Raw genomic sequence first — 12,743 nt, 5'->3', positions numbered from 1 at the left:
TTGAAACTAATCCAAAAAATACAAGCCCAATACATTAAATATTTCCTGGTTGCATTTGCCATCAACCTCGTGTTCAGAATTGTTGAAACGATTCAGGTATATCTTAAATTCAAACCTGCGAATTTATTAATTTCTGAATGTTTCGGGCTCATGCGGGATATATTTCTAATTGGATTGATACTCGTATTATTTTATCCACTCTATAATTTATTACATAAAAAATGGCCTCATTCAGGTAAACTTCTTTGTTGGTTTATAATTGGGGTGTTCGTATTCCTCCATATTGCAATTTCAGAATATTTTTTTTATCAACTCAGGCCTCTGGATATTTTTGTATTTAAACACAGGCCTGAAGAAATGGCCTTTTCAATAAATACTGCTGGATTAAATGTACTCTTGCCAGCATTTATCAAATTCATTTTAATTCTATTAGTCTATTTTCTGCTTGCATTAATAGCCGAGCGCATTACTATTTCAAGTAATTGGACGCGGCGTATCGTTTTTGCTTTCAGTATAAATTCAATCCTATTTCTGTCTCTTTACTTTTTTGTGAAGCTACCTGTTTCGTCAAACCTTTCCGTTAATAAATCAACTTTTATCTATACTAATATCCTTCTAGATTGGTATAAAAAAGCATTTGGTCCCGATATGCTAAAAATGTCATTCCAATATCAAACTGAATTTCCCGATAAAAAATATATCTCCCCAACCTATCCATTTTTACACCAATTTGAAACTCAAAATAAATTATCTGATTACCTTGAATATTGTCCTGATACTCCGAATCTTGTCATCTTAATAGTAGAAGGACTTGCGGACGATTACCTACACCCGATTAACGGCATAAGATTTATGCCCTATCTAGATAGTTTATCACAAAATAGTTTGTATTGGGATCGGTTTTTTAGCAATTCAGAGCGTTCGTTTGGGGCCACCCCTTCCATTAATGGATCACTGCCTTTTGGTAATATCGGGTTTGCACTTTTAGATCATTATCCCTATCATTTTTCGTTTGTAAATGTTTTGAAAGAAAATCAGTTCTTTACAAGTTTCTATTATGGTCAAGGTGCCTGGTTTCATGGTAAAGAACCTTTTTATAAATTTAATAATATCGATTTGATTCTCGATAAATATAAATATAGTTCCAAACTCGAGAAAGTTTTTATTGGAGCTGAAAATCACTTTTGGGGTTACAATGATTTTGATTTATTTAAACAATATTTCATTACTACAGACTCACTTCAACAAAAGCAACGTCTTGATATTTTTTTCACCGGCACATCGCACGCTCCTTTTGCACTTAAATATCCAGCCCACTATCATCAAAAATTGGATTTTGAAATTCATCAATTGAAAACACAAGAGGAGAAGGACTATTTTGAAAAATATAGAAGTTATTATGCATCTCTTTATAATGTAGATGATGCCCTGAAATTCTTTATGAACCAATTTTCAAAAAGACCAGAATTCAGAAATACTTTATTCATTATTACAGGGGATCATCCAATGACCGAAATTCCTACTGATTCACCTTTAAAAAAATACCATGTCCCATTACTCATTTATAGCCCATTATTAAAAAAAGGACTTAGCTTTCATGAAGCTGCAACACATCTGGATCTTTATGAAACGATATTGGCATATTATAAATTACACTCTAATTTAAAAGTTCCGGATTATAGTACAGCACTGGGTAATGGATTAAAATTCAACGAAGTATTGGATAATGATAATTATTTTGGATTGATGAATGATAATCGCCAGATAGACGAATTTTTTTACAAGGGATATTTTATTGCAAATGACAACACTTTATATAAAGTAGGTCCAAAACTTGAATTAAAAGAAGTATACGATATAAAAAATTGGGATATTATTCATAAAAAACTAACGTGCTATAGAGCAGCCAGTTTAAATGCAAGTTTGTATCATAAATTAATGCCAGATTCAATTTATTTCGACTTTTTCAAATATCGCATTTTGGCAGAAATAAAACGTACAGAAAAATTTACCTTAGCTGAAAATGAATATTCGATTTTCGAAAAGATCAAGTTAGAATCTAATCAAATGTTTTTTGATTTAAAATTTCAAAGATTAGAACATTTTAACTTCACTCCACAATGTGTGATAAGAATCTATAATAAAGATCATAAGGCAGTTCATGAACAGGTGTATGAATTTAAATCGAATCAGCAAGCATGTCAAATTCATATTCCTATTTCAATTCCTACCAAACTTGAGAATGGATATTTTATCCAAGCGGCTTTAAGAAATAAAGAAAAACATGGTTTTGAAATCTCCGAATTAGAAGCAAAATTATATTCCAAATAATTTTAAAAGCTCCTATTTAAAATTCCATTGACGAATTCTGTTAACAAAGTCGATTGTTCTTTAGATAACTTCATGGTTTGAATTTTTGTAAACGCTTTCTGTTTAAATGCTTCAATACGCGCTCTCAACATATCCTTTACTTCAAATTCATTAAATACCAAATGAATTCTATCCATAAAGTTGTCATTCTGGCTTTCTGAAGGATACCATTTTAGAAAATCTTTCTTTTCAGAGGTATCCATTGCTTCTAATAATTCTAAAATTAGCCCGGACTTTTTTCCGCGTAAAAGGTCACCCCCTTTGACTTTTCCAAAATCTTCATGCTCAGAATAATAATCCAACCAATCATCCTCTAATTGAAAAGCTTGTCCTACACAAATTCCAACCTCATACAATGCTAATGCAAGTTCACTTCGATTGGCAATATATGCTGACATTTGAAAACTACAGGCAAGTAAAACTGCGGTTTTTAAACGAATCATTTCTAAATAGTCCTGCATTTGAATTATTTGCTTATTTTCAAATGCCATATCCATAGATTGACCTTCACATACTTCCCGGGCCGTTTTCAAAAATAATTTCATCAAATAATTGGAGCCGATTTGAGATTCAGCTTCTTTAATAAAACTCAAACTTTCTATGAGCATAACATCACCTGACAAAATAGCTTCATTAACTCCAAACTTCTTATGAACTGTCGGTTTGGTTCGTCTAATATCTGCATGATCCATGATATCGTCATGCACTAAGGTGAAATTATGAAATAATTCTAGTCCGTAAGCTGCTTTCAATGCAGCTTGTTTATTGCCTTCCAAAATTTCCGAAACAAAAATCAACGCAAGTGGACGTATCCGTTTTCCACCAAGAGACATCATATAATCTACGGGTTGGTACAACTCTGTTGGAACTTTATTCCAACTTATATAGGACATAAAATCTTGAAATGATTTGAGCAACTCTTCTATTGACCTTACATTTGCCATAATTAATGTACCAAGATTTATATGAATAAGATAATTTTTATTGGGGTCCTTCTGCTAAGTCAATGCAAGGTAGAGCAAAAAGCCGATAGTATCTTTTATAATGGCGAAATATATACTGCAGATGCTCAAGATGCAGTTTATGAAGCAGTTGCGATTAAAGATGGGTTGATTTTACAAACTGGGAAAAATGAGGATGTTTTAAAAAGGAAAGGAAATCAAACGCAATTGACAAATTTAGAAGGACAATTTGTAATGCCTGGCCTCATAGAAGGACATGGCCATTTCTTAAGCATGGGTTCGAATCTGGTGAATCTAAATTTATTGGAAACAAAATCCTGGAATGAAATCTTAGCGAAAGTTCAAGAGAAGGTTTCTAAAGAAAAACCAGGAACCTGGATTGAAGGTCGTGGTTGGCATCAAGAAAAATGGATAGAAAGTCCAGGATTAACTGTTTCAGGATATCCTTACCATGAAAAATTAAGTCAGTTAAGCCCTGAAAATCCTGTCATTTTATATCATGCAAGTGGACATGCACTCATTGCCAATTTAAAAGCCATGCAACTTGCACATATTTCAAATGAAACTACATCCCCTAAAGGCGGTCGGATTATAAAAGATGCTCAAGGAAAGTTAACTGGAATTTTTGAAGAAAACGCAATGGATTTAATCAACATTCCATATCAAGAAATAAAATCAAAAATACCCCAAGAAGAAAAAAATAAATTATTAAGTAACCAGGCTGAACTAGCTACCAACCAATGTATTCGATTTGGCATTACCAGCTTTCAGGATGCGGGAAGTAGCTGGGAAGAAATTCAGTTTTTAAAATCTGCCTGCAACAATGGTTTAATAAAAAATCGATTATATGTTATGTTGTATGATCAATTTGAAACGATCTTAAAAGATATTCAACAACTGCCTATAGCATTAGATCATAAAAAAAACTTTAGCTGTCATGCTGTTAAAGCTTACTTAGATGGTGCACTTGGTAGTTATGGCGCGTGGCTTACAGAAGCTTATGAAGACAAAATTGATTTTCATGGTCAAAATACAATGCCTGTTGCCGACCTTGATAAATTAGCACAACACTGTTTTGCAAAAAATCTTCAATTATGTGTTCATGGAATTGGGGATAAAGGAAATCATGAAATATTAAACACCTTTGAAAAATATTTAAAGAATAATACAAAAGATATCAGATGGAGAATTGAACACGCACAACATTTAGACCCGCTTGATATTAAACGTTTCAAAGAATTATCGGTAATTGCTTCTATACAAGCCATCCATTGCACCTCAGACGCTCCCTTTGTAGTAAAACGATTAGGCGTTAAAAGGGCAAAAGAAGGAGCTTATGCCTGGAGATCCTTGTTGAATGCAGGTGCATTGCTAGCAAATGGCACGGATTGTCCTGTTGAATCGATAAATCCCTTCGAATGTATGTATGCAGCTGTCACCAGAAAAAGGTTAGACAATGGATATGAATTTTTTCCAGAGCAAAAAATGACCCGAATGGAAGCGCTTCGATCTTATACAATTTGGAATGCCTTTGCTGCAAAAGAAGAATTCATTAAAGGCAGTTTAGAAGCTAATAAATTGGCAGACTTCATAATTCTGGACAGAAATTTAATAACTTGCACAGATATCGAACTTGCAACTACCAAAGTAAGGCAGGTATTTATTTCTGGTAAAACTGTTTACACTCATTAGAAATTGATTCAAATTGATGACTAACAAAACACCGACAAGCAGAGAGTTTGCCTTTATCTTTGATTTAGATGGAGTTTTAGTTGATACCTCTAAGAATCATTTTCTCGCATGGAAAAAGCTCGCTCAAAAATTCGATTTTGAATTGACAGAAAAATTTAATGAACGATTACAAGGTGTAAGTAGATTAGATTCATTGGATCTCATTTTAGAAGCGGCTCATGTAGAAATTGAAAAGCATGACAAACTGAAACTGGCTACGGAAAAAAATATTTTTTATTTAGAATCCATTGCCGAACTTAATGAAAATGATTTATTGCCAGGTGTCTTAGATTTTTTAAAAGAAGCAAAGAGAATAGAAATTCCAATCGCATTGGGTTCTGCCAGCAAAAATGCAAATTTAATATTAAAAAAAACAGGAATAAGCCCCTATTTTGCAGCTGTTGTAGATGGTAATATGGTCACTAAATCAAAACCAAATCCGGAAGTTTTTTTAAAAGCTGCTGAATTATTAAACTACGATCCAAAACGCTGTATAGTATTTGAAGATTCGATAAAAGGTGTAGATGCTGCTGTATCCGCTAAAATGCATGTGGTTGGCATTGGTCCCCGAAATAAATTAAATGAAGCGGACCTTGTTTTTAGAGGATTTCAATACTTTAAAGCTTATGAAATTATTAATTGGTATACCATTATGTAAGTTTCTTTTCTTATGAAAAATTACCTAAAAACACATCCATGGAAGATTATCGAAGAAGGGTTTCATCCAGAATATCAAAAAAATAGTGAGAGTATTTTCAGTCTTGGCAATGGCAGAATGGGTGGTCGTGCTAATTTTGAAGAATCCTATAGCGGTGAAACACTCCTTGGAAATTATATTGGTGGCATTTACTACCCGGATAAAACACGCGTTGGTTGGTGGAAAGTTGGATACCCAGAGTATTATGCAAAAGTACCGAATGCAGCAAATTGGTCTGGTGTTCATATTTATATTAATAACCATGTACTCGATTTAGCAAAATGCAAAATTCATTCTTTCAAAAGAATTCTTCACCTTGATAAAGGGTATTTGGAACGAAATGTAAGCTTAGAAACAGAATTTGGTATTGCTTTGGAAATTCAAGTAATAAAATACTTGAGCATGGCCTGGGATGAATGTGGCGCTATGCAATATAGCGTGTATTGCTTGCAAGATACCCTATCCATTCGTTTTGAATCTTACTGCGATTTTAATATACGCAATCAAGACTCAAATTATGATGAAGATTTCTGGAATCGAATCAATGAATATCAAGATCAAACTTACCTGGTCACGCATGCAGAAACAAAAAAAACAAATTACCAGGTTTGTTCTGGTATTCAGAATAAGTTTTATATTAATGGTGAATTAAAATTAGATTCAATTAAAACAACAATTCAAAACCGGTATGTTTCAAATACCGTGGAATGCGAATTAAAGGAAGGAGATTGTTTTATTCTGGAAAAATCGGTTTGTCAAATTTCAAGTCTAGATTATAGCAAAGAAGAGATTGGTCAACAATGTATTTCCAAATTAACATGGTGGAGTCAAATTCCATTTGATCAACGATTAGACGATCAACAAAATTATTGGCAAGAAATCTGGAAATATGCAGATGTTCGCATTGAAGGTGATGATGACTCTCAACAAGGCATCCGATTTAATATATTTCAACTTTATCAAACGTATACAGGGAAAGATCCACGTTTAAATATTGGTCCCAAAGGATTTACCGGAGAACGTTATGGAGGATGCACTTATTGGGATACAGAAGCGTATTGTCTTCCTTTCTATTTAGGTACTTCTCATCCGAAAGTTGCAAGACAATTATTATTGTATCGATATTTTCATTTGCCAAAAGCTATTGAAAATGCAAAAAAACTAGGTTTCAGTGAAGGTGCCGCACTCTATCCAATGGTTACCATGAATGGAGAGGAATGTCATAATGAATGGGAGATAACATTCGAAGAAATTCATCGCAACGGTGCTATAGTGTATGCAATTTTTGATTATTTAAAGCAAACAAATGATATTCGCTATGTATGGGATTATGGCATAGAAGTCATCATTGCAATAAACCGATTTTGGGTTCAACGGGTTCATCTCGCAACAACAATCGATCGATATGTAATGCATGGAGTGACTGGACCGAATGAATACGAAAATAATGTAAACAATAATTGGTATACATTATATCTTGCAAAATGGTGTTTAGATTATGGATTGCAATTAATAGATAAATCTTTAATGGAGCCTTTAAAATATGATCAAATAATTCAAAAAACGAAATTGAATCAAAACGAACTTGATTTTTGGAAAGAAGTATCTGATAAAATGTATTTACCAGAAGATAAAAACCTGGGAATCTTTTTACAACAAGATGGATACTTAGAGAAAGAACAAAATACAGTCCTTGATTTAGTAGCTACCGAAAGACCGATACACCAACATTGGAGCTGGGATCGGATCTTGCGCTCTTGCTATATAAAACAAGCAGATGTACTTCAGGGGATTTATTTTTTTGAAGATCATTTTGATATCGATACCATTCGTAAAAATTTTGAATATTATGAAGCCAGAACGGTTCATGAATCTTCGCTTTCACCCTGTGTTCATTGTATACTGGCAGCTCGCTTAAATAAACAAACAAAGGCTTATGAATTGTATTTACGAACTTCTCGATTAGATTTAGATGATTATAATAATGATACCTGTGATGGTTTACATATTACGAGCATGGCAGGAACCTGGTTAAGTATTGTCAAAGGATTTGGTGGTCTTCGCATTGTAGATGATGCAATTTCTATTAAATCACTCTTGCCTGAAGCATGGAAAGCCTTTGCTTTTACTTTTATGTTTAGAGATCAACGATTGAAATTTAAAATATTAGCAACCTTAGCAGAAGTTGAAAATCAAAGTAACCAAGAAGTAAAAATTATTTATAAAACTAAAGAATACCGGGTGCCTGCACAAGGTAAAATTCAAATGTCCTAATACCAACATGTGTAAATTTATCTTTTCTATTTTATGTTATTTATTGTGTGGAAATATTTCAAGTCAAATTTCTATTGGAATTCCTCAACCTGCCTGGTTGGACTCCAGTGTTATTTATGAAGTGAATATGAGACAATTTACAGAATCCGGTAGTTTTTTAGATTTTAAAAAACATTTACCGCGTCTACAAAAAATGGGAGTTAATATTCTTTGGTTTATGCCCATTTATCCGATCAGTAAAATAAAAAGGAAAGGGAGCCTCGGTAGTTATTACGCAGTGGCTTCCTATGTTGAAGTAAATTACGAATTTGGAAATCCTGAAGATTTTCGATCCGTTGTAAAAGAAGCCCATAAACTGGGTATGAAAGTTATTTTAGATTGGGTTCCGAATCATACAGGATGGAGTCACCAATGGATTTATAGCCATCCAGAATACTATACCAAAGATCTTGTAACAGATACCATAGTGCATCCTCTAAACACAGATTGGTATGATGTTGCTGACTTAGATTATAAAAATCCTGCAATGCGATTAAACATGATAAAAGCAATACTCTATTGGCTTGATGCTTATGAAATTGATGGATTTAGATTTGATATGGCAATGATGGTACCAGATGATTTCTGGATACAATTGAATCGTGTTTTAAAAAGTATGAATAAGTCAATTTTTTTATTGGCTGAATCCGAAGAAAGCGCACATCGAAATCAAGGAATATTTCATGCAGATTTTGGTTGGACCTTTCAAAATTTAATCCGCGAAATTGCAAAAGGAAATAAAAATGCGCTGGACTTAATACAATATTTTGACGATGACTCAATAAAATTTAAACTTGGTTCCCATTTATACTTCACGAGTAATCACGATGAAAATAGCTGGCAGGGCACTGAGTTTGAGTTATTAGGAAATGCACATCAATTATTTAGCGCATTGACTTTTGTATTAAATGGAATTCCATTAATCTATAATGGACAGGAAGAACCTATAAAAAAGAGACTCCGCTTTTTTGAAAAAGACACTATTGGATTTAGAAACTTAGCATATGAATCCTTTTATAAAAATCTTATCGATTTACGCAAAAATAACCCAGCATTGTATTCGGGTGCTCGTGGTGGAAAAATGGAATGGATTGAACATACTTCAAATCAATCTGTACTCTCCTTTAAACGCAGTCTTGGACAAAACGAAATTCTTTGTTTTTTCAATTTAAGTAATCGGAAGCAATCCATTAAAATAGTAAATCCCATTTTGAATTCAAAATATCGTGAATACAATACAGATCGAATCGCAAAACTAAAAGCTGGAACATCTATTCAGTTAAATCCCTGGGAGTTTAAAATCTATATCAAAAAATAAGATGGAAAACAAAACATATAAAACAGAATTAAGTTTCTGGCAAATCTGGAATATGAGCTTTGGCTTTTTAGGCATTCAATTTGGTTGGGCACTTCAAATGTCTAACATGAGTGCTATTTATAAATATCTGGGCGCTGAAAATAGTCAGATACCATTATTATGGATAGCCGCACCTATGACTGGATTAATTGTGCAACCTATTGTAGGTTATCTTTCTGATAATACCTGGAATTTTTTAGGCAGAAGAAAACCATATTTTTTAGTTGGCGCAATATTAGCATCCATAAGTTTAGTGCTCATGCCAAATTGTACAGCACTTTGGATGGCTGCTGGATTGTTATGGATTCTAGATGCTTCCATAAATATAAGTATGGAACCATTTCGAGCTTTTGTATCGGATATGTTACCCGAAAAACAATTAACCACAGGGTTCACAATGCAAAGTTTTTTTATTGGTTTAGGAGCCGTTGTTGCATCTGCAATGCCCTGGATTTTTACAAACTGGTTTCAATTAGGAGAAAGCACAAATCAAGGAATTCCATCCTCTGTAAAATACTCATTCTATATAGGCGCATTTGTTTTTTTTATCGCCATACTATACACGATACTGACGACAAAGGAATATCCACCTCTAATTCGTAAAGTAAAAAATAAGGAGTCCATTTTTATAAAAACAAAGAACGGATTTAATGAGATATTTTCCAATATTCTGGATATGCCAATCCTAATGAAAAAAATTGCTATTGTACAATTTTTTAGTTGGATGGGATTATTTTTGATGTGGTTTCATTTTAGTGATGCCGTTGCAACCAATTTTTACAAAGCAAGTTCTCTGATAGATCCAAGTTATAAACAAGGTGTTGAATTTGCTGGTTTATTATTTGCATTTTACTCTTTAGTAACATTTTGCTTTGCCTTTATATTAAAATTCATTGCCGATAAAATTGGGAAAGCGAGGGCCCATCAATGGAGTTTAGCAGTTGGTGGCCTGGCATTAATTTCTGTTTTATTTTTAAATAACCCAAATCATTTATTTATAAATATGATAGGTGTAGGAATTGCTTGGACTAGCATTCTTTCAATGCCATATGCCATTTTTGCCCCTCATCTTCCCGAAGGTAAAACAGGCGTATATATGGGCATTTTTAATTTTTTTATAGTCATTCCAGAAATAATTGCAGCCTTATTTTTTGGCTGGGTTATGAAACATATACTTTATCAAAATTCATTACATGCTGTTGCCTTAGGTGGTCTTATGTTGATTTTTGCTAGTATTCTGTGTATGTTAATTAAAGAAGAAAAAAAAGATTTACTATCCACATCATTATATACAATTCCTGAAAAATGAAATTCTTTAAAACGCTTATAAATATTTGTTTGAGTCTATTTCTTTTTTCTAGTAATGCAGCTGCACAAGTTGATCCAGAACAAAGATATCCTGATAACGTTCCCAAGATTGAATACATTAAACGTTTCCCCATAGCTGCAGAAAAAATAGAAGTAAGAGTAGATCCTCCATTTTGGTGGTGCGGAATGCCTGATCCAAAGTTGCATTTATTAATTCACGATTACAATATAAAAGGATCTTCAGTTAAAATTTCAAATGCTAAAATAAAAATATTAAAAATTACGAGTCTTGAGAATCCAAATTACTTAGCTTTGGAATTAGATTTAAGTAAAATAAAATCTGCATCCACAATTACGATTCAATTAATAAATGGCAAAACACTCAAAACCTATAGCTATCAAATTCATAAAAGAAATAATTACAGTACTCCAGGAATAGATGCATCAGATTTAATTTACCTGGTGATGCCAGATCGCTTCAGTAATGGAGCCAAGGATAATGATGTGATTCCATCCATGACTCAAAAAGAAGTGAACCGCAAAAAAATGTATTTTAGACATGGCGGCGATTTAAAAGGAATCGAAACGCATTTGGATTATTTAGATAAAATTGGAATAAGTACAATATGGTTAAATCCAGTACAGGAAAATGATCAACCTGCCGAATCATATCATGGCTATGCGATTACAGATCACTATAAAATCGATCCTCGTTTTGGCACAAATGATGATTATCTAAATTTATGTAACCAGCTTCACCAAAAAAAAATGAAGCTCATTATGGACATCATTTTTAATCATTGCGGAAGTAACCACTATTTTATAAAAGATTTACCTGATAGTAACTGGATACATCAATGGGATCAATTTACAAGAACTAGCTATAATGCGCTGCCCTTTATAGATCCCTATGCAACGGCTTTTGATAAAAAACAATTAATAGAAGGTTGGTTCGATTTTCATATGCCGGATTTAAATCAAGACCATCCGACATTAAAAGAATATTTAATACAACATACAATTTGGTGGTGCGAATTTGCAAAATTAGATGGACTTCGAATAGACACCTGGTTTTATTCTGATCAAAAATTTATGCAGGAATGGTTACGTTCAATTACAAATTACAATCCTGAGATTCGCATTTTTGCAGAAGGATGGGTAATGGGATGTGGCGTACAAGCATACTTTAATTCTAAAAATTATTTGGGAAATCAAAAACAATATGTACAGTCAATTGATTTTCAATTTCTATTTGCTATACAAGAAGCATTAACCAAACCCTTTTCCTGGGATGGTGGTATCAGCAAACTACACAGTACACTTGCACAAGATTATCTCTATTACAAACCAGAATATAATCTGATCTTTTTAGATAATCACGATGTTAGTAGAATCTTTTCTGTATTAGGAGAAGACTTCAATAAATGGAAACAAGCGCTAAGCTTATTGATGACGGTAAGAGGTATTCCTGGAGTCTATTATGGCACTGAAATTCTAATGAAGAATTATTCAAATCCTGATGGTAAAGTACGTGAAGATTTTCCGGGTGGATGGATGGGAGATACCGTAAATTATTTTGATGAAAATCAATTACCATCTGATCGCAAAATGGCATTTGACTTTTTTGTAAGGATCAGTAACTACCGTAAATGGAATGCAGACTTTTTTAAAAATGCAAGCTTTCATCAAATTTTGCCAAAAGATGGTGTCTATTTTTGCTATAGAAAAACAAAGAAAAAAACATTGTTGGTATTTATAAATACAGACTCAAAAGATTTAACTTACAAGATATTAAATCAAATTCCAACATTAAAATCTAAAAAAGCGAAAGATATCTTTACCGAAAAAATTGAAACTATAGAAAATGAAATAAAGATTGAAGCAAACGGATTGCGGATATTAGAAGTAGTGCATCAATGAAAAATAAAGAATCCAATTTTAATAAATAAATTTATAAACTTTATTTCATAGTATGGCTTCGATTCATACCCCACCCCACCTTAAT

General features: G+C 32.9%; 8 protein-coding genes. 7 read left to right on the top strand and 1 reads right to left on the bottom strand.

Annotation, left to right across the window (positions count from 1 at the left end):
• The gene (locus IPO86_07955) at positions 1-2,331 is read left to right on the top strand and encodes a sulfatase-like hydrolase/transferase (protein ID MBK9728034.1); all 2,331 of its coding nucleotides are present in this window, start codon (positions 1-3) and stop codon (positions 2,329-2,331) included.
• Between the two features lie 2 nt (positions 2,332-2,333).
• Here IPO86_07955 and IPO86_07950 read toward each other — a convergent pair whose 3' ends face one another.
• Complete coding sequence (locus IPO86_07950) at positions 2,334-3,314, bottom strand: polyprenyl synthetase family protein (protein ID MBK9728033.1); 981 nt, start codon at positions 3,312-3,314, stop codon at positions 2,334-2,336.
• A gap of 21 nt (positions 3,315-3,335) precedes the next feature.
• Here IPO86_07950 and IPO86_07945 point away from each other — a divergent pair, with 21 nt between their 5' ends.
• From IPO86_07945 to IPO86_07920, 6 genes are read left to right on the top strand one after another with little or no spacing between them, the layout of a single operon-like run.
• Positions 3,336-5,024, top strand: a complete 1,689-nt coding sequence (locus tag IPO86_07945) for an amidohydrolase (protein MBK9728032.1) — start codon at positions 3,336-3,338, stop codon at positions 5,022-5,024.
• 16 nt (positions 5,025-5,040) lie between these two features.
• Positions 5,041-5,721 (top strand): beta-phosphoglucomutase, encoded by a 681-nt coding sequence (pgmB, locus tag IPO86_07940; protein ID MBK9728031.1) that lies wholly within the window; start codon positions 5,041-5,043, stop codon positions 5,719-5,721.
• A 12-nt stretch (positions 5,722-5,733) separates the two neighbouring features.
• A complete protein-coding gene (locus tag IPO86_07935; GenBank protein ID MBK9728030.1) occupies positions 5,734-8,034 on the top strand; it encodes a glycoside hydrolase family 65 protein in 2,301 nt (766 codons plus the stop codon).
• A gap of 7 nt (positions 8,035-8,041) precedes the next feature.
• Entirely contained in the window at positions 8,042-9,391 is a 1,350-nt protein-coding gene (locus IPO86_07930) for an alpha-amylase (GenBank protein ID MBK9728029.1), read from the top strand.
• A 1-nt stretch (position 9,392) separates the two neighbouring features.
• Complete coding sequence (locus IPO86_07925) at positions 9,393-10,739, top strand: MFS transporter (GenBank protein MBK9728028.1); 1,347 nt, start codon at positions 9,393-9,395, stop codon at positions 10,737-10,739.
• Entirely contained in the window at positions 10,736-12,658 is a 1,923-nt protein-coding gene (locus IPO86_07920) for a cyclomaltodextrinase N-terminal domain-containing protein (GenBank protein MBK9728027.1), read from the top strand. Before IPO86_07925 ends, IPO86_07920 begins: the two co-directional genes overlap by 4 nt.
• Positions 12,659-12,743 lie beyond the last annotated feature (85 nt).

Source organism: Saprospiraceae bacterium (assembly GCA_016717265.1).
In the GTDB taxonomy this organism is placed as follows: Bacteria; Bacteroidota; Bacteroidia; order Chitinophagales; family Saprospiraceae; genus Vicinibacter.
This window is presented reverse-complemented; position numbering and strand designations above follow the sequence as displayed.

Excerpts from the sequence above, each read along its gene's own strand:
- IPO86_07950 (MBK9728033.1), bottom strand. The coding sequence starts at position 3,314 with ATGGCAAATGTAAGGTCAATAGAAGAGTTGCTCAAATCATTTCAAGAT.
- IPO86_07945 (MBK9728032.1), top strand. The coding sequence starts at position 3,336 with ATGAATAAGATAATTTTTATTGGGGTCCTTCTGCTAAGTCAATGCAAG.
- pgmB (MBK9728031.1), top strand. The coding sequence starts at position 5,041 with ATGACTAACAAAACACCGACAAGCAGAGAGTTTGCCTTTATCTTTGAT.
- IPO86_07935 (MBK9728030.1), top strand. The coding sequence starts at position 5,734 with ATGAAAAATTACCTAAAAACACATCCATGGAAGATTATCGAAGAAGGG.
- IPO86_07930 (MBK9728029.1), top strand. The coding sequence starts at position 8,042 with ATGTGTAAATTTATCTTTTCTATTTTATGTTATTTATTGTGTGGAAAT.
- IPO86_07925 (MBK9728028.1), top strand. The coding sequence starts at position 9,393 with ATGGAAAACAAAACATATAAAACAGAATTAAGTTTCTGGCAAATCTGG.
- IPO86_07920 (MBK9728027.1), top strand. The coding sequence starts at position 10,736 with ATGAAATTCTTTAAAACGCTTATAAATATTTGTTTGAGTCTATTTCTT.